This is a genomic window from Bacillus sp. FSL K6-2431, assembly GCF_038005165.1.
GTDB classification, from domain to species: Bacteria; Bacillota; Bacilli; order Bacillales; family Bacillaceae; genus Bacillus; species Bacillus pumilus.
On sequence record NZ_JBBOSQ010000002.1, the window covers coordinates 41,301 to 59,901 of the forward strand.

Annotated in this window: 21 protein-coding genes; 4 read left to right on the forward strand and 17 right to left on the reverse strand. The window is 42.4% G+C overall.

Translation table 11 applies throughout. The features are described from left to right. Nucleotides 1-59: 59 nt before the first annotated feature. The gene (gene zwf, locus MHH40_RS18210; protein ID WP_003216112.1) at nt 60-1,535 is read left to right on the forward strand and encodes a glucose-6-phosphate dehydrogenase; all 1,476 of its coding nucleotides are present in this window, start codon (nt 60-62) and stop codon (nt 1,533-1,535) included. A gap of 46 nt (nt 1,536-1,581) precedes the next feature. Here zwf and MHH40_RS18215 read toward each other — a convergent pair whose 3' ends face one another. The 9 genes from MHH40_RS18215 to MHH40_RS18255 form a co-directional block, all read right to left on the reverse strand. Then, nucleotides 1,582-2,304 carry a GntR family transcriptional regulator gene (locus MHH40_RS18215; RefSeq protein ID WP_003215808.1) on the reverse strand — a complete coding sequence of 241 codons (723 nt, stop codon included), beginning with the start codon at nt 2,302-2,304 and terminating at the stop codon, nt 1,582-1,584. Between the two features lie 153 nt (nt 2,305-2,457). After that, on the reverse strand, nt 2,458-3,864 hold the full coding sequence (locus MHH40_RS18220; protein WP_050943799.1) for a glycoside hydrolase family 1 protein: 1,407 nt from the start codon (nt 3,862-3,864) through the stop codon (nt 2,458-2,460). Continuing rightward, nucleotides 3,848-5,194: a PTS cellobiose transporter subunit IIC gene (gene celB, locus MHH40_RS18225; protein WP_050943798.1), complete on the reverse strand. Its 1,347-nt coding sequence runs from the start codon at nt 5,192-5,194 to the stop codon at nt 3,848-3,850. The genes MHH40_RS18220 and celB overlap by 17 nt, the downstream gene beginning before the upstream one ends. A gap of 25 nt (nt 5,195-5,219) precedes the next feature. Beyond that, a complete protein-coding gene (locus MHH40_RS18230; protein ID WP_012010488.1) occupies nt 5,220-5,552 on the reverse strand; it encodes a PTS lactose/cellobiose transporter subunit IIA in 333 nt (110 codons plus the stop codon). Nucleotides 5,553-5,555: 3 nt separating this feature from the next. After that, entirely contained in the window at nt 5,556-5,867 is a 312-nt protein-coding gene (locus tag MHH40_RS18235; protein ID WP_003215713.1) for a PTS sugar transporter subunit IIB, read from the reverse strand. Nucleotides 5,868-6,011: 144 nt separating this feature from the next. Next, nucleotides 6,012-6,797 carry an SDR family oxidoreductase gene (locus tag MHH40_RS18240; protein ID WP_003215568.1) on the reverse strand — a complete coding sequence of 262 codons (786 nt, stop codon included), beginning with the start codon at nt 6,795-6,797 and terminating at the stop codon, nt 6,012-6,014. A 12-nt stretch (nt 6,798-6,809) separates the two neighbouring features. Continuing rightward, on the reverse strand, nt 6,810-7,658 hold the full coding sequence (locus MHH40_RS18245) for a GRP family sugar transporter (RefSeq protein ID WP_199852778.1): 849 nt from the start codon (nt 7,656-7,658) through the stop codon (nt 6,810-6,812). Nucleotides 7,659-7,830: 172 nt separating this feature from the next. After that, nucleotides 7,831-9,240, reverse strand: coding sequence for an NADP-dependent phosphogluconate dehydrogenase (gndA, locus tag MHH40_RS18250; protein ID WP_003215871.1), 1,410 nt, complete (start codon nt 9,238-9,240; stop codon nt 7,831-7,833). Nucleotides 9,241-9,338: 98 nt separating this feature from the next. Continuing rightward, on the reverse strand, nt 9,339-10,595 hold the full coding sequence (locus tag MHH40_RS18255) for a DNA polymerase IV (protein WP_050943796.1): 1,257 nt from the start codon (nt 10,593-10,595) through the stop codon (nt 9,339-9,341). Between the two features lie 97 nt (nt 10,596-10,692). On the opposite strand from MHH40_RS18255, the gene MHH40_RS18260 reads away from it, so the two are divergent. Next, nucleotides 10,693-10,974, forward strand: coding sequence for a hypothetical protein (locus MHH40_RS18260; protein ID WP_050943795.1), 282 nt, complete (start codon nt 10,693-10,695; stop codon nt 10,972-10,974). A 26-nt stretch (nt 10,975-11,000) separates the two neighbouring features. Further along, a complete protein-coding gene (locus MHH40_RS18265; protein ID WP_050943794.1) occupies nt 11,001-11,822 on the forward strand; it encodes a membrane protein insertase YidC in 822 nt (273 codons plus the stop codon). A gap of 36 nt (nt 11,823-11,858) precedes the next feature. On the opposite strand, the gene MHH40_RS18270 is transcribed toward MHH40_RS18265, so the two are convergent. Genes MHH40_RS18270 through mce form a run of 4 tightly spaced genes read right to left on the reverse strand, consistent with a single transcriptional unit; the run spans nt 11,859 to nt 15,354 of the window. After that, nucleotides 11,859-12,323 (reverse strand): chemotaxis protein CheW, encoded by a 465-nt coding sequence (locus MHH40_RS18270; RefSeq protein ID WP_003215942.1) that lies wholly within the window; start codon nt 12,321-12,323, stop codon nt 11,859-11,861. Nucleotides 12,324-12,337: 14 nt separating this feature from the next. After that, a complete protein-coding gene (locus MHH40_RS18275) occupies nt 12,338-13,459 on the reverse strand; it encodes a M20/M25/M40 family metallo-hydrolase (protein WP_050943793.1) in 1,122 nt (373 codons plus the stop codon). A gap of 16 nt (nt 13,460-13,475) precedes the next feature. Further along, complete coding sequence (locus tag MHH40_RS18280; protein ID WP_050943792.1) at nt 13,476-14,945, reverse strand: acyl-CoA carboxylase subunit beta; 1,470 nt, start codon at nt 14,943-14,945, stop codon at nt 13,476-13,478. After that, complete coding sequence (gene mce, locus MHH40_RS18285; RefSeq protein WP_050943791.1) at nt 14,932-15,354, reverse strand: methylmalonyl-CoA epimerase; 423 nt, start codon at nt 15,352-15,354, stop codon at nt 14,932-14,934. The genes MHH40_RS18280 and mce overlap by 14 nt, the downstream gene beginning before the upstream one ends. Before the next feature lie 114 nt (nt 15,355-15,468). Between mce and MHH40_RS18290 the strand changes: the two genes are divergently transcribed. Next, a complete protein-coding gene (locus tag MHH40_RS18290) occupies nt 15,469-15,549 on the forward strand; it encodes a hypothetical protein (protein WP_257736823.1) in 81 nt (26 codons plus the stop codon). 38 nt (nt 15,550-15,587) lie between these two features. On the opposite strand, the gene MHH40_RS18295 is transcribed toward MHH40_RS18290, so the two are convergent. The 4 genes from MHH40_RS18295 to MHH40_RS18310 form a co-directional block, all read right to left on the reverse strand. Then, complete coding sequence (locus MHH40_RS18295) at nt 15,588-16,097, reverse strand: L,D-transpeptidase (RefSeq protein WP_012010502.1); 510 nt, start codon at nt 16,095-16,097, stop codon at nt 15,588-15,590. Between the two features lie 52 nt (nt 16,098-16,149). Continuing rightward, nucleotides 16,150-17,103 carry an aromatic acid exporter family protein gene (locus MHH40_RS18300; protein WP_003216109.1) on the reverse strand — a complete coding sequence of 318 codons (954 nt, stop codon included), beginning with the start codon at nt 17,101-17,103 and terminating at the stop codon, nt 16,150-16,152. A gap of 120 nt (nt 17,104-17,223) precedes the next feature. After that, nucleotides 17,224-17,946, reverse strand: a complete 723-nt coding sequence (locus MHH40_RS18305) for an amino acid ABC transporter ATP-binding protein (RefSeq protein WP_003215712.1) — start codon at nt 17,944-17,946, stop codon at nt 17,224-17,226. Continuing rightward, nucleotides 17,939-18,595 (reverse strand): amino acid ABC transporter permease, encoded by a 657-nt coding sequence (locus MHH40_RS18310; RefSeq protein ID WP_050943790.1) that lies wholly within the window; start codon nt 18,593-18,595, stop codon nt 17,939-17,941. The genes MHH40_RS18305 and MHH40_RS18310 overlap by 8 nt, the downstream gene beginning before the upstream one ends. Nucleotides 18,596-18,601: the final 6 nt, after the last annotated feature.

Sequence of the window (18,601 nt, forward strand, 5' to 3'; positions counted from 1 at the left end):
AAATGTACATACATTCTCGGTTATTACAACAATGCTACGAATAAAGTGAGGTACTTTTCGTGAATACAGAAACTAACAATCCAAAAGCAGTCATTGTCATTTTTGGCGCAACAGGAGATCTTGCCAAACGCAAGCTCTACCCTTCTATACATAGACTTTATCATAGCGGAAAACTTGGCGATCAATTCGCCGTGGTCGGTGTTGGACGCCGTCCGTGGTCTCATGAGGATCTAAGAGCTGTGGTGAAAGAATCTGTTTCTTCTGATGATGCAGAAGCGAAAATAGAGGAATTCAGTTCACATTTTTATTATCACGACTTTGACGTATCAAGCCCTGCTTCCTATCAATCGCTTAACACACTTCTAGCAGGCCTTGAAGATACGTACAGTATCCCAAACAACCGGATGTTCTATTTAGCGATGGCACCGGAATTCTTCGGAACGATTGCAAAGTTCCTAAAAAGTGAAGGTGTATCAAAAACAACTGGCTGGTCAAGACTTGTCATCGAAAAACCATTTGGCCATGACTTGCCAAGTGCGAAAAAGTTAAATGAAGAAATTCGAGATGCATTCTCTGAAGATCAAATTTATCGTATTGACCACTATCTCGGTAAACAAATGGTTCAAAACATTGAGGTTATCCGTTTTGCAAATGCCATCTTTGAACCACTTTGGACAAACCGATATATCTCAAACATTCAAATTACATCTAGTGAATCATTAGGGGTTGAAGACCGGGCCCGCTATTACGAAAGTTCAGGTGCACTAAGAGACATGGTCCAAAACCATATGCTTCAAATGGTTGCACTTTTAGCAATGGAGCCGCCAATTAAGCTGAATACCGAGGAAATCCGCAGTGAAAAACGGAAAGCATTACGCGCTCTTCGTCCTTTCTCTAAAGATGAGGTCGATCAATTCTTTGTCCGCGGACAGTATGATGCTGGTACGGTTGATGGCGGCATGGTTCCTTCATATCTTGAAGAGCAAAATGTTGACCCGAACTCAAACACGGAAACATTCGTTGCAGGGAAGCTGCTCATTGATAACTTTAGATGGGCCGGCGTGCCATTTTACATTCGTACTGGAAAACGTTTAGAAAAGAAATCTACTCAAATTGTTGTTCAATTTAAAGACATTCCAATGAACCTGTACTATGGTAACGGAAATTCCATGCATCCAAACTTACTCGTCATTCACATTCAACCAGATGAAGGCATTACCCTTCACCTGAACGCTCGCAAGCTTGATGGCGGTACATTTGCAAAGCCGATTAAGCTCGACTACCAAACAAACTATAACGACATCATGAACACACCAGAAGCCTATGAAAAGCTGATTCATGACTGCTTGCTAGGCGATGCTACGAACTTTGCTCACTGGGATGAAGTGGCGCTTTCTTGGAACTTTGTGGATCCGATTTCTGAGAAATGGGCAGAAAACAAAACATTAAAACCAAATTATCCTGCTGGTTCTATGGGACCGAAAGAAGCCGATCAGCTTCTAGAAAAAGATGGGTATCATTGGTGGAATATATAAAATGATATAAAAAAGAGCAGTCTCCCTTGGGGGTTCTGCTCTTTTTTTAACGTCCTGTTTTCGTAATTTCAACCGTTGAAAAGTCGAACTTATCATAGCGATGATGACTAAAGGAGTACTCAAACGGCCGGCCTGTGTTTAAATAAGCAACCTGCTCGACCTCTAGCACAGGATCCGTTGGGTCACAGCCTAAATATTGCTGGTCAAGCTCATCTGATTTAGCCGCTCTAATTTTCTTATGCGCTCCTGCCACTTTTAAATTCAAATCATTTGATATGTAGCCATAGATTGATCCCAATAGAACCTCTTCATCTATTCCCTTAATAAGATTGACGGGCATAAACGTTTTTTCTAATACGTATGGCTCCTCGTCCACAAGACGGAGACGGATGATGTCATAAATGGGTGTGGTGGAGTCTATGGATAGGTGGGCTGCCACCTCTTTGCTTGGAAAATGGACATCAAAGTGAATGATTTGAGTCGTGACGTTTTTATCCGCCATGACTTTTGTGAACCCTTTATTTTCATGTCCCGATACATTAATAGCCCCTTGATTGAGCGCTGCCTTCACAATAAATGTACCGTGACCTCTTTTTCTAAAGAGCAGACCTTCTGCTACGAGAAGATCGAGCGCACGCTTCATCGTCATTCGGCTGCATTGAAATTCAGCGGCAAGCGAGTTTTCATCTGGAATGGGTTGATCTTCTGGATAATATGCTGTTCCTATTCGTTTTCTGATTTCTTCTGAAATGAGTTCGTACTTTTTCATCTCACACCACCAACTGACTTGTTTTTTCATAGCTTCCTCTCATTCTACACTAAGCCTAGTGAGCTTAAAAGGTACCAGCCATTTTTGTTTCATCCACTTACCATCACATAAGAAAAATACTTGCCCTTTTCAAGGAAAGAGCAAGTATCTTGATTAAAAACCGTTATTTTCTGATACCGATTGAAACCAGTATCCACTTTTCTTAATTGTACGTTTTCCGTCTTCTTGAAGATCAACTGAGACAAATCCATAGCGATTCTTATAGGCATTCGACCATGACCAGTTATCCATAAACGTCCACAGATGATAGCCTTTTACATTACTTCCTTCTTGAATGGCTTGATGCACCCATTTAAGATGCTCAGAGATAAAGTCAATGCGGTAATCGTCATGAATCATTCCTTCTTCATCCTTAAACCGCTCTTCTCCTTCGACACCCATTCCATTTTCAGAAATAAAGCATTCAATATTATCATAGTCTGTTTGGACTTTTTTCAATATATCATAAATGCCTTTTTCATAGATTTCCCACCCGCGATACACATTCATTTTTCTTCCCGGCATGTCAAACGCATCAAAATAATGATTTGGCATAAATGGGGCATTTGGATGCGGCATATGCTCTTTCGCCTTCACTCTTCTTGGCTGATAATAGTTGATTCCAAGGAGGTCGACGGTATTCTCTCGAATGAGCTCAAGGTCTCCTTCTTCCATACTCGGCATAAAGCCTTCTTTCTTTAAGACCTCTACTAGTTTCTCTGGGAAATGTCCCTTCACCGCAGGATCTAGGAATGACCGGTTAAAGAAGGCATCCGCCATCTCAGCTGCTTCTACATCGCGTGGATTCTGGCTTCTCGGATAAGATGGGGTAAGATTGAGGATGATGCCAATCTTACCGCCTTGCTTCAGCTTTTTATAAGCCGCAATCGCCTTCGCATTTGATAAAAGTTCATGATAACCGACCTGTACAGCCTTTTGGAAATCAACTTCGTTTGGATAATGAAAGTTATACATATATCCGCCCTCTACAGGAACGATCGGTTCATTATGGGTAAACCATTTTTTCACCCGGTCGCCAAATAATTGAAAGCACAATTCTGCATAGCTCACATAATCATCTACTACCTGTCTGTTGACCCAGCCGCCTTTTTCCTGAAGTGCCATCGGCATATCGAAATGGTACAGGTTCACAAACGGTTCAATATCATGTGCAATCAATTCGTTGATCACATCATTGTAAAAAGATACTGCTTCTTCATTGACCGCACCTGTCCCTTCAGGCAAGAGACGTGACCATGAAATGGACAATCTGAATGAATTGTGCCCAATTTCTTTCATCAGACGAATATCCTCTTTATATTTTCGGTAAAATTGAGATGTCACGTTCGGTCCTACGCCATCAAAAAAACGAGTCGGCTCTTGCTCAAACCAATGATCCCAAATATTCGGTCCTTTTCCATCACCAGGGACGCTGCCTTCTGTTTGCGTGGCAGAGGCAGAAGATCCCCACCAGAAACCTTCTGGGAATGTATATGATTGCTTGTTATTTTCCATCGACATGTATTGAGTCTCCTTCACCTTTGATGTTGGTTGTCTTCGTTTTTTCCGTTGTGGTTATTTTTTCATTTTTCACATTCATACGGTCAATAAACTTCAGGAACGGGAACCAAATGACAAACACGATCATCAGATTAAACAGCTGAAGCAGACCACCCGCCAGTGAATTGGTTGCCATTATTCCGCTTATAAAGATCGGCACGGTCCAGGGAATATTCACGCCAGTCGGCGGTGGTACAATGCCTGATGCCATCGCAAAATAAGAAATACATGTAATAACCATTGGCGCCAAAATCCATGGAATGAGAATAAGCGGGTTCATGACAATCGGTAAACCGAAGATAATCGGTTCATTGACGTTAAATAATCCTGGTCCTAGGCCGAGCTTTGCTACCTGTTTTAATTGCTTACTTTTCAGGAAAATTAAAATCGTAAACACAACTGCTAGCGTCATACCGGTTCCGCCCATGCCAACCGTATAAATTTCGATAAACTGCTTGCTGATGATATTTGGAACCTCACCAGTTTTTGTATAGCTCTCTAGGTTTTGAATGGACAACGTATTCCAAATGGGGTCCATGACAGAGTTGATAATAATTTGGCCGTGAAGCCCAAAGAACCAAAGAATTTGTATAAAAAAAACAGCGATCAAGGTCGGAATGATACCGCTTCCAAGTCCGACAAGCGGTGCCTGAATCGCATGATAAATCAGGTCATGCATATTTGTTTTGAAGCCTTGTGTAATGATGATATTGATCAGTAAAAAGGTTGTGAGTGTCAAAGTAGCCGGGATCAGTGCAGCAAAAGACTTAGCAACAGCTGGCGGAACCCCCTGCGGCATATTGATGACAAATTTCTTTTGGACAAAATAACGATAAATTTCAGCAGACAAAAAGCCTGTGATCATGCCAAGGAACATCCCCTTTGCTCCTAAACGATCGACTGGAATCACGCCTGCAATAGATGCACCGCCTTCTTGTTCTAGTAAAAATGGTGTCAGAAGTAGGAAAGAGGCTAATGCAATCACTCCGCCAAATACTGCTTCCACATCATAGCTTTTCGATAAATAGTAGCCAATCCCAAATACAACAAACACACTCATAATGCTGATGGTCGCACTTGGCGCGATATTCAGTGCAGACTGGACGCCTTCCAGTGCGGTTTGACTCATGATTTTATCTAAAAATGGCAAATTCATTAGCACAACCATAATGGAACCAAAAATAGTAAGCGGGAACGCAAGCATAAAGGCATCCCGTAATACACCTAAATAGCGGTTGTTGTTCAGTCTCCCAGCAATTGGAACCAAAATAGCACTTATTTTATCAAACATTGGTTTCCCCCCTTGTTTACACCCTTTATTGTTTAAGTGATTGGAAAATCGGCAGGAGCTCTCCCACAAGCTCCTTGATCGTCATAGTCGACATTAAGTGGTCTTCGGCATGCATGAGCAATAAGGAGAAAGGCGTTTTCTCCCCGCCTGCCTCTTGCTGCACGAGTTGAAAATGGATGCCATGTGCATGACGTAAATCTTCTTCTGCTTCTTTCATAAGACCAAATGCCTCATCTTCTTGACCTTCTCGAAATTGTTTAAGAGATTGAAGCAATTTGCTGCGTGCATTACCGCTGTGTAAGATCAATTGAAAACTGACTTGTTCCTCCGTGAGCCCTTCAAGTGTTTTCTTTTCCATTCTTTACGATTCCTCCATCAATGTAACGGCTTGTTCATACGCTTTTTGTCCATCGGCAAGCCCGTACGCCTGCATATCGATGACCTCTACTGCAATCCCGTATTTTGTTGCTTCTTTTTGAAGATCCCCTTTTAAAAAGCTCATTTGCGGTCCAATTAACACAACATCCGCATTCGCCATTTCTTTTCTCGCTTGATCTTGCCCAACTGCCCAAATTTCTGCCTCGTCCCCTATTGAGTCGGCATGAGCCTTCATCTTTGTAACTAGTAAACTTGTAGACATTCCTGAACTGCATGCTAATAAAATACGTTTCATTTCTCTCACCCCATTGTTGTAATAAAAGCGCTTCCAGTTAATATTATATATTTTTATTTTTAAATGTCTAGACATTTATATCTATTTGTCTGTATTTTATATAAAAAAAGAGCGTATGTGTGTGTACGCTCTTTGCCTTTCTTCTTATCCTTTTCCTGCTTGGAAGCCAGGATATTTTGTCATGCCGCCGTCCACATAGAGTGTCAAGCCTGTGACGTAGCTTGCCTCTTTTGACGCCAGCCAGACAGCACATGCTGCCACTTCTTCAGGCTTTCCAATATAACCAATGGGGATCAGCTCGATCACACCTTTTTTCAATGCGGGATCATCGAATTTTTCAGCATTGATCGGGGTATCGATGGCGCCTGGTGCAATACTGTTTACACGAATTTTTTTAGGGGCATATTCTAGTGCCAGTGTTTCTGTCAGCAGCTTGGCGCCCCCTTTACTTGCTGCATAATGCACGAAATGAGGCCAAGGGATTTGCTGGTGAACAGACGACATATTGATGATTGATCCTTCTATTCCGTGATCTGTCATATACTTCAGTGCATCGCGGCAGCCGAGAAACATACCCGTTAAATTGGTCGACATGACTTTGTTCCAATTATCTAGCGTCATTTCGGTAGAAGGCACTTCATTTTCAATGCCTGCGTTATTGATCATGACATCAAGACTGCCAAATGTATCAACGGCTTTATCAATCATCGCCTGCATATCCTCTTCCTTTGAGACATCTCCCTTGATTTTCACAGCCTGTCCGCCATTTTTTTGAATATCCGCAATGGTCTCATCTGGACTTTCTTGATCTGAGAAATAATTGATCACCACATTGGCTTTTTCTTGTCCAAACCGGCGCGCCATCGCTTGACCTATTCCTGTACCAGCTCCTGTAATCAGGACTGTTTTCCCTTCTAAATCTGGATACATTCGTTTACCCTCCTATTTTGTAAAACCTAGCAGCACGCCGCCTGCAATGATCATCAAGCAGCCTGCAATGACAAAGCTTGTTCTGGATGCTTTCTCTTTTAATAAGTAAATGCCGCCTAATGTCGAGATAACGATCCCTGTCTGCGACATCGAAAAACTTACGGCGACACCAATGAGCGGAATAGCCAAAAGAAGTCCGAGATTTCCTGTCGACCAAACAAGGCCGGCAATGATATTTCTAAACGTATATTTACTAAACGGGTGCTGCTTGAGACTAATCGCCAAGGATGAAAGCAGCATGCCGACCGATTGCGGAACGAGGGCAGACCAGCCATCAATATGAAACCATCTCAAAATAACAACATATCCGACATAGCCAACGGTTGAGATGAGCAGAATCATGATCCCTTTTTTGAAATTGCCTCCACCGTTCCCGCCGCCATTCTTTTTTTGACCGAGCGATGTCAGCACAACACCTGCAATAATCAGTAAAATGGCACAAGAACCAATGAGTATGACCGTCATCGTTTGCCATTCTTTGAAGACTAAGACGCCAAATAAAGTAGTGCTCACAAGCTGCATGCCCGTTGATAAAGGAACCGCCTTCGAGACTCCGAGAAACGCAACACTTGAAAGCTGATTCATTTGTCCAATGCTCCAAAAGATGCCTGAAATGACAGAAACCGCAAAAATAAGCGGTGTCAGCTCTGGCATTTTGATAAAGAAGGCTGCAATTGAAAAGAGAAATGCGCCAAGCGTTATACCGAGGGTTTGCTGGTATGCATTCCCGCCAAGTTTGACACTGATGAGAACAATACTTCCCCAAAATATCGCTGGGAGAAGTGCATATAAAATGCCCACTTCGACCCCTACTTTCTTTTCTTTTTTACATAGCATCCCTCTTTTTCGCATTTTTAGCCGAAAAGATGTAAACACAAAAAAACCTTACCAAAGGGTAAGGTTTCAGATTGTTGACAAAGGGCTAAAATGTTCTTAATTTTAGCCCTTTGTCTTCTTTTCAGTCGTTCTATATTTATTTCATCCATTCTGTATGGAAGATGCCTTCTTTATCTGTGCGCTCATACGTATGTGCACCGAAATAGTCACGCTGCGCTTGAATTAAGTTCGCTGGCAGGACGGCTGTGCGATAGCTATCGAAGTAAGCAAGTGCACTTGACAATGAAGGAACAGGAACTCCTTGCTCCACTGCAAGTGAAATGACTTTACGAAGAGATGATTGATAGCTTTGAGCAATATCCTTAAAGTAAGGATCAAGCAATAGGTTTTTCAGTTCTGGGTTACGGTCATATGCTTCTTTAATTTGTTGTAAGAAGGCTGCACGAATGATACATCCACCACGGAAGATCATTGCAATTTCACCGTATTTTAAATCCCAGTTATACTCATCAGATGCTGCTTTCATTTGCGCAAAACCTTGTGCATATGAGCAGATTTTACTCATGAATAGGGCTTTTCTAACCGCTTCGATCAGCTCTTGTTTATTCTCTGCTGATTGCGCTGGCTTAGGACCTTCGATTAATTGGCTTGCTTCAACACGCTCATCTTTCATTGCTGAAATGTAGCGCGCGAAAACAGACTCAGTAATGATTGGAAGCGGCACACCTAGATCAAGAGAACTTTGGCTCGTCCATTTTCCAGTTCCTTTTTGCCCAGCTTTATCTAAGATGACATCCACAAGCGGCTGGTTTGTTTCTTCATCCACTTTTGTGAAAATATCAGCTGTAATTTCGATTAAATAGCTGTCAAGCTCGCCTTTATTCCATTCTGAGAATACTTCATGAAGCTCCTCTGCTGACAATCCAGCCACATGCTTCAAGATAAAGTATGATTCAGAAATCAATTGCATGTCTCCGTACTCGATGCCGTTATGGACCATTTTGACATAATGTCCTGCTCCATCTGGGCCGATATACGTTGTACATGGCTCGCCATCTACTTTCGCAGAGATCGCTTCTAAAATTGGTTTCACTAGCTCATGCGCTTCTTTTTGACCGCCAGGCATGATCGATGGACCTTTTAGCGCACCTTCTTCACCGCCAGAAACACCTGTACCAATGAAGTGGATACCACTTTCCGCAAGCTCTTGATTACGTCTTTGCGTATCCTTGTAATATGTATTTCCACCATCAATTAAGATGTCACCTTTTTCTAGGTGAGGAAGTAATGATTGAATGGTTGCATCCGTTGCTGCACCAGCTTTTACCATTAAAAGAATTTTACGCGGTGTTTCAAGCGACTGAACAAATTCTTCGATGCTGTATGTGCCTACAACGTTTTTCCCTTTTGATTCTTGAAGAAATTCTTCCGTTTTGCTGCTAGATCTGTTATAAACGGACACGGAGAACCCGCGGCTTTCAATATTAAGGGCAAGGTTTTTCCCCATAACGGCTAGTCCAACCACACCGATTTGTTGTTTTGACATAATTCTGACGTCCCTTCTAACACACTATATTGATTACTGCTGAAATGATGTACCCTTTGAAATTACCACAACACCACCTCTTTTATCAAGTTTTCAGGCTAGTCATTTCCTTTTTCGTCCTGAAAAAAGTCTTTATTAAAACTTGTTCCACTTGTTTTGCTCTCTTTTTCCTTGATGGTCATCCCTCTTTGAACGAGTGATTTTCCATACTTTTCTTTCAGTCCTTCTAAAACGGTTTGAAGAGGCTCTTCTTTTGCATCTTCTGTATAGGAAAATAAATCAAGCTGTTTAACGGCTGCTTTTCGTTCTACAAGGTCTGTCCCCGTCACACCTAAGAGTCTCACAGGCTGATCATTCCAATGTTTAAGGAATAACTGCCTTGTTGCCTCAAATAAGTCTTCCTTCCGATCGGTCGGATTCGTGAGGGTGACACTTCGCGTGATATTTTTCCAGCTTGCGTACCGAATCATGATGAGCAGCCGATTGGCCATCACTTCTTTTCTCCTTAACCTTGCACTCACAGATTGTGACAGCTTATCAATTAACGCGACAAGTTCATCTGGATCGTCAGAATCATGAGGAAGGGTTGATGAATTACCGACAGATTTAAATTCGTATATCCTTTCTGGGTCCACGATGCCGTCATGTTCACCATTCGCCTTTTGCTTTAATCTCGGTCCATTGATACCCAGTAATTCCTTTAGTGTATACTCATTTGCTTTCGCTAAGTCTTCAATGGTATGAATGCCAATCGTTTTCAATTTATCAGCCGTTTTTTGTCCAACTCCGTGCATGTCACCCGCTGGCAGCGGCCATAGCATTTGGGGTACATCTCGTTTACGCAAAATGGTGATGCCCATTGGTTTTTTCCAATTAGACGCCATTTTCGCTAAAAATTTATTCGGTGCAATGCCAATACTTGAAGGAAGCATGAGCTCCTCTACAAGCCTCGTTTGAATATCATGAGCCGTTTTCACCGCATGCTCGGCATATGGCGTATGCGTTAAATCAATATAGCCCTCGTCAATGGATACGGGTTCGACTAAATCGCTGTATTCTCTTAGTATCGTAAACATCTCTTGTGAGGAGCTTCGGTACCGGTCAAAGTTTGGTGTACGGACAATCAGCCCCGGACAAAGCCGCTTCGCTTCCCATAACGGCATCGGGGGCTTTACACCTAGCGCTCTTGCCTCGTAGCTGCACGTGACCACAATCCCTTTACGCTCTTTCGCATTTCCGCTAATGGCTAAAGGTTTCCCTCTCAAAGAAGGATCATACGCCATCTCGACTGATGCATAAAAACTATTCATATCAATATGAAAAATGATTCGACCCTTCCTTTGAGAATCAGCCATTTGCCTGCCTCCTAAATCTATCGACTTGATGTTTGTTCCAATAGACATTTCATATGGTGTATAGTACACTGTGAGTAATGAAATGGATGTGATAATCATGATTATTGATACATTCAATGAAGTCTTTTTCCTTGTTGAATTCTTTACGATTATTCTTCCAGCGCTGACGGCCATCGGCATTGCTTTTTTATTAAAAGACTGCCGTATGAACGAACACCTCGGTGGACATCGTTTGGAAGAGTTGGACGCATCTTTATTGAATCGAACAGACTTTCTGTTTATCATATATGATCGCATTACAACTTGGATTAGTAAAGTCATTCGAATGAAACAATCATCAAACGATGATGAAGACCATTCGCTTCCTCTCTCTAATTAATTTTTTAAAAATGAGGAGGAAACGAATTGAAACGTTTATTAACGATTTGTACGACTTTATGTTTAATGATGATTGCCTCACCTGCTTTTGCAGCGAGTGGGCAAACGAATACGAGCTCTGATGGGTTTTTCCATCATTATTTTGTCCAGCCTTTTTCTGAGCTGATCATTTGGCTTGCGAACTTCTTCCATGATGATTATGGTTTATCGATTATGTTCGTGACCTTGATCGTCCGTCTGCTAATTTTCCCTCTTTTTGCGAACCAATTTAAGAAGCAAAGAGTCATGCAGGAGAAAATGGCACTAGTGAAGCCTCAAATTGACGAAATTCAAAACAAATTGAAGAAAACGAAAGAACCTGAAAAACAAAAAGAACTACAAATGGAAATGATGAAAGTATACAAAGAGAACAATGTGAACCCGCTGGCAATGGGCTGTCTGCCTATGCTGATTCAAATTCCAATTGTTCTTGGCTTTTACTCAGCGATCCGCTCAACACCTGAGATCGCAACACATTCGTTCCTATGGTTTAACTTAGGACAAACCGATCTATTGGTCGCGATCTTTGCAGGCGCTATGTATTTCTTGCAATTTTATGTTACGCAAAGGTTTGCGAAGCAATCAGGCACCCAGACAGAGGCTGCGCTGAAGCAAGCCAAAGTGATGGGCATGATTTTCCCAATCATGATGCTGTTTATTTCAATCAATGCACCCGCTGCCCTTCCTTTATACTGGATGACAAGCGGATTATTACTCACAATCCAAACGATTATTTTAAATGTCATGTACCAAAAATCAAAATCAAAAAAAGCTGAGGCAAACGACCAAGCTAGCCCAGCTGCTGAATAAAAATAATCCCCTTATCATTTGATAAGGGGATTATCTTTATGCCAATTCTTCTTTTAACCGTTCTGGCAATTGATCGAGATCCTCAATTCTCCCAAGGAACTTATTCGGGTCCACTTGTAAAATCATCTTGTTCTCTCTCTCCACAACGCCGAAAAAATATTCAGAGGCTTTCGTGTTCATATGAAATGGCTTGATCTCGCTTAGCTCGATATCAATAATATCTTTTGCATCCGAGACAAGACAGCCTACCATTTGTCCGTTTAATTCAAATAGCAACACCTTGGACTGTTCGTTCACATCAAGAGGCTTTCCGTGAAGCATCACGCCTGTGTCACTGACAGGAATGACCTCTCCCCTTAAAGACATGAGTCCTTTTATTTCTTTAGGAAGGTTCGATACTTCTTGTAAATAAGGGACCTTCTCAATCGAACGAATATGCTCTACACTGATGCCAAAATCCTCTTGCCCCACTTGGAAAATAATGATTTTTTGCGTGCTCACAGAGTCTCCTGCCTTTACGATGGATTTGTCGTTTCTTCGATAATGGCGAGAACCATTTCAGCTGTTTTGACTAATTCTTCAATCGGCATTTTCTCATTTTTCGTATGAATATCTTCATATCCAACAGCTAGGTTGACAGTTGGGACGCCGTTTCCTGCAATGACGTTTGCATCACTGCCTCCGCCGCTCGTCTGTAGTTCTGATGGACGGCCAATTTTTGCAGCCGCTTTTTTCGCCACTTCTACGACTTGATCGCCGTGAGAGAATTTGAAGCCTGGATACATGATGTCAATGTGTACATCGGCACTTCCGCCCATTTCTTTAGCGGTTTTTTCAAAGGCTTCTTTCATCTTCGCTACTTGGGCTTCCATTTTTGCAGGTTCTAAAGAGCGTGCTTCCGCAAGGATATCGACTTGATCGCACACAATATTCGTTTGCGTTCCGCCTTCAAAACGACCGATATTCGCCGTTGTTTCTTCATCAATTCGGCCAAGCGGCATACTAGCAATGGCTTTTGATGCAATGGTAATCGCAGACACACCTTTTTCAGGCGCGACACCTGCGTGAGCTGTTTTCCCGTAAATGGTTGCGCGTACTTTTGCCTGTGTTGGCGCTGCAACGATAATGGTTCCGACCTTGCCATCTGAATCAAGGGCATAGCCGTATGCCGCTGTCATCAACTTCGGATCTAACGCTTTTGCTCCGACAAGTCCTGATTCCTCACCTGCTGTGATGACAAATTCAATCGTTCCATGCGGTAAATTCTTCTCTTTCAGCACACGGATCGCTTCAAACATTGCCGCAAGTCCTGTCTTATCATCAGCACCAAGAATGGTTGTTCCATCTGTTTTCACATAGCCGTCTTCAATGACTGGTTTTACGCCATTGCCCGGAACAACTGTATCCATATGAGACGTGAAATAGATGGTATCAGCCTCTTGAGTGCCTTCCAGTGTACAGATGAGGTTGCCTGCACCGTGGCCTGTTTTCGCTTTTGAGTCGTCTTCCACCACTTTTAGTCCAAGCTGCGAGAATTTTTCTTTTAAGACTTCCACAATTTTCTCTTCGTGTTTTGTTTCCGAATCAATCTGAACTAGTTCTAAAAATTCGTCTAGTAAACGTTTTTCATTGATCATGATGATGCTCCTCCTCTTATAGCGGCATGTTGCCATGCTTTTTTAACGGTCTATCTTCTTCCTTCCTGCGAAGCAAATCAAATGAGCGAATCAATCGTTCTCTCGTTTCAGACGGCATGAAAATATCGTCTATCAGCCCTGCCTGAGCCGCTTTGAATACACTTGGCTCCGTTTCAACCTTGCGCGAAGCAGGATGAACGATTTCGTCAGCGAACGTTTTCCCCATGACATCAATTTCTGCCGCTGGCCATGCATAAACAAAGTCAGCGCCTAATCCCTTGCTATTCATTGCGACATACGCACCGCCATACGCCTTTCTTAAAATCACCGTGATTTTTGGAACGGTCGCTTCAGCGTACGCATATAAAAGCTTTGCGCCGTGACGGATAATTCCCGCATGCTCGGCTTTCTCACCTGGTAAAAAGCCGGGGACGTCTACAAGTGTTAAGAGCGGAATATGAAACGCATCGCAAAATCGAATAAACCTGGCCGCTTTATCAGCAGCATCAAGGTCAAGGCTTCCTGCCAGCACCTTTGGCTGATTGGCAACTATACCAATTGAAGCCCCTTGTAATCTGGCAAACCCTGTGACGATATTTTTTGAGAAACAAGGCTGTGTCTCAAAGAATGAGCCTGAATCGATGATCGCTGTCACCACTTGTTTGACATCATAGGTGCGTGATGGATCCTTCGGCAAGATGTTGCCTGGGTCAGCTGCGTCTTGCTTACTCGTTTCAGCGTCCATGACAGTCTGTTGTTTCGTTGGTATGTACGTTAAAAGTGTTCGAACCGCTTTTAACACGTCTTTCTCATCTTTGCCAGTATAGTGCACATTCCCGCTTGTCTGATGCTGAACACTTGCACCGCCAAGACGGTCAGGACAGACCGTTTCTCCTGTTGCCTTTTCTATGACTTTCGGACCTGTTAAAAACATATGAGCTGTCTGTTCTGTCATGAACACAAAATCAGTCAAGGCAGGAGAATAGACTGCTCCTCCAGCACAAGAGCCTAAAATAACGGATATTTGCGGGATTTGACCTGAGTACAGCACATTCCGTTTAAAAATCTGTCCGTATCCTTCTAATGATACCACACCCTCTTGAATTCTCGCACCACCTGAGTCTTTTAGACCGATGACCGGCATCTGATTTTTAGCTGCGAGATCCATTAGAGAAGCAATTTTTTTGGCATGTATTTCGCCTAAAGACCCTCCATGCACTGTTGCATCTTGTGCATAAACACATACCGGCTTTCCATGAATGAGTCCAGTTCCAGTGACGACGCCATCACCGACATGCTCTGACATGCGGCCTGTTGCAAATCCTTGAATTTCCATGAAACTGCCCCCGTCAAGAAGTTCATGCAGCCGCTGACGAACCGTTAGTTTTCCTTTGTTCCGGTGCGCAGCTGCACGTTTCACGCCGCCGCCCATGAATGCTTTTTCGCGCCATTTAGCCAAGTCATTGAACGATTCATTCATTGCCATGTTCCTCTCCTTTCAAGGGCTCGCACAATTCGAATAACACACCGGACGTTTCTTTCGGTGAAATAAAAGCAATCCGCTTCCCGCTCGCGCCTATCTGTGCTGATTGTTGGAGAAGCTCCACGCCAAGATGATCAAGACAGTTAAGGTCCGCCTGTATGTCACCTGACTTTAGCGCAATATGATGGAGTCCCTCTCCTCTTTTTGTTAAAAAGGTATGTAGTTTGCTGCTACCGGACATCGGTTCAATTAATTCAATGTGCACATGATCAAGTGAAGCGAAGGACGCTTTAATCTCCTGCTCAGGAATCTCTTGTATGTCTGAAAAATGCCAGTTAAACAGCTGTTGAAGAATTCGAGATGTGTTTTTTATAGAAAAGACCGCAATGGCAATATGGTCGATTTGATTCATCCGTTCACTTCCTTTGTTGATCACTTGTCGCATTTGAAAAAACGAGCTAGAATAAAGAAAGGTGCGTTCGTCGCAAAAAATCTTCGGTTATAGGGGTGCGATATGTCTCAGAAAATGATGAAATTCATGGTATTGCTCATGATTAGCCTGCTGCTAATATCTTCACTTTTAGCAGGAGCCGCAACCTTTTTATAAGGTTTCAATAAAAGCAGACAAGCAGGTGATTCGTTCAATCAACGAATGGCCTGTTTGTCTTTGGCAAGCTTTTCAAATGAATCGGTTGATGTTGTAATCCACACTTTTGTCCCAACCGGAAGCTGGTCAAATAGAAGCTCTACATCTTGATTATGAAGTCTCACACAGCCTGCCGTGATAAATTTCCCTATCGATGTTTCGTCACTCGTCCCATGAATTCCGTATGTTCTACCATCTGTTCCTCGTGCATCAAATCCAATCCATCTTCTGCCAAGAGGGTTATTCTTCGCACCGCCTTCGATATTCTTTTTTCTGTAATAGGGATCTTTCGCTTTGATCATAATGGTGAATTCCCCTTCTGGCGTTAAATCTGTCGTTTTCCCTGTTGAAGCAGGATATATTTTTTGGATTTGACCTTGATCAATATAGGCAAGTTCATTTGTTTGTTTATTAATAATGACATATGGGTCTCCTGGAAGCGGGTTTTGTCCGAGTGGCCAGATAGGTGAAAGGGACATAGTCAATACGGTATAAAATAAAAGACGCATAGGCTCCTCCTTTTTCATTAGATTGACCAATGAAGGAGGAACTCATGCGTCTCTATTCTTTCATCCCTTTAAAATAGCTTTTCAATACTAAATATTGTTCCATTTCTCCGAGGAAATGAAACAGTGCAGCTCTTGCCTCAAACTCTTCTCTTGTTTGCGGCAGCGGTAGCTTATCGAACTCTTCTTTCATATCAATGAGGCGCCTTAAAAACTTATGCGCCGTGTTCCCTGGGTGAATATGTTCGCGTAAGTCTCTAATGTATTCTGCAATGATTTGTCCATGCTCTGTTGTAATGGAAATGGACGTGATCTTCGGAAGCACACGCTCGATGATTTCGAACTGCTTTTGCCTCATATTGAAATAATGATAATACAGGTTTTCATGTCTTAAGACATGGTTTTCAACATCACGATATGCGAGAGCTTTCGCTTCTTTAATCAATTGATGTGTCTCTGGTATTTCTTTGCCTGTCCAGTCTTGTTTCCCTGTCATTAAGTATTGCTCGATTTCTTCAAAAATTTTTGCAAAGTTGTCTTCAATCTGTTCGCTGTAGCGTTTGAGCTTTTTATCGACACTTGGCATATACAGGTTCATGATAAGTGCCACGCCAACACCAATCGTAATCAGCAGCAGCTCATTCCAGATGAGGTGAAGGGTAATCCCGCCCGACATGTATAAATGGAGGATGATGACTGAACTTGTGACAATTCCTTCTTTAATGCGGAGCAATACGGTTGTCGGAATAAAGACAAGCAGCATCAGACCAATCACAAAAGGATGATACCCAATCAGATCGAAAAATAGATAAGAAAATAAAATGGCAAGACTGCATGCGGCAAAGCGGGCGCCTGATGCAAGAAGCGACCGTTTCTTTGTCACCTGAATACACAGAATCGTAATAATCCCGGCAGCGGAATAATTTTGAAGGCCAAGCAGTTGCGCAATATAAATGGCGATCGCTGTTCCTAATGCTGTTTTCAGCGTTCGGTAGCCGATTTTAAACATGATATGAGTCACTCTTTTCTGTCTTGTTTCTATTCACTTATTGTGAAATGATGAACTTTTTTACTTTCCCCATTATAATCAAAAAAAGAAGGAGATGTTAAGTCTCCCTCTCTTTTTTCTTTATAATATTTTTTGTAAGAAGTCTTTCGCGCGCTGTGACGACGGTGATTCAAAGAATTGCACAGGGTTTGCATCCTCTACAATTTTCCCATCGTCCATAAAGATCACGCGGTCAGCCACTTCTTTTGCAAAGCCCATTTCATGTGTGACGATCACAAGTGTCATACCAGATTGAGCTAGCTCTTTCATGACCTCTAGCACTTCCTTGACCATTTCTGGATCTAGTGCAGATGTTGGCTCATCAAACAGCATGATGTCTGGTGTCATTGCAAGCGCACGTGCAATTGCGACACGCTGCTTTTGACCACCTGACAAGCGGTTCGGAAAATCATCTTTTTTCTCTAAAAGTCCTACCTTTTTCAGCAGATCTTCAGCTTGTTTGATGCTGTCTTCCTTCGATTGATTCTTCACATTCATTGGCGCATATGTGATATTTTCCAGCACCGTTTTATGCGGGAACAGGTGAAAATGCTGAAACACCATTCCGATGTTCTCACGCACTTTGAGTGCATTGGTTTTTGGGTTTGTGATTTCGGTATCCTGAATCGTAATGACACCAGAAGTCGGCTTTTCGAGCAAGTTGATGCAGCGAAGAAACGTCGATTTTCCTGAACCAGATGGTCCAATGACTGCGACAACTTCCCCTTCTTTAATGGTGGTGTCGATCCCTTTTAATACTTCATTTTTGCCAAAAGATTTTGTGAGTTTCTCTATGTTAATCATTTGATTTTAACTTCCTTTCCACCGATTTGCCGACAAAGGTGAGAACAAGCACGATGACATAATAGATGAGACCCGCAAAAATAAGCGGTTCAAGATAATTATACGTGACGGCACCTGCTTGATAGGCTCGTCTCATGACATCTCCCAGTCCAATCACTGTCACAATAGCAGATTCTTTTGTCAGTGTAATCGTTTCGTTCACAAGTGCAGGTGAAATATTTTTAAATGCCTGCGGAAGCAATAAGTCCTTCATCATTTTAGCATAAGGGATGCCTAAAGCAACGGCTGCTTCTTTTTGACCTTTATCAATGGCATTAATACCAGCACGAATAATTTCAGATACGTAAGCCGCAGAGTTTAGTGAAAATGCCGCTACAGCAGCCCAGTATTGATCGATTTGGAACCCGATAAGCTGAGGCAGACCGAAATAAATAATGAGCAATTGAAGCACAAGCGGTGTGCCTCGGAAGATGGATGTATAAAAATCTGCAAGCCAAATGAGCGGCTTAAATACACTAATTTTGCAAAGCGTTAATAAAATCCCTAAAATAAATCCAAGAAAAAGTGATACCACTACAATAGAAAGTGTGACCTTAAGCCCTTCTAAAATAAAGGGCATCTGAGGTATTACATCTTTAAAATCTAACATGACAGT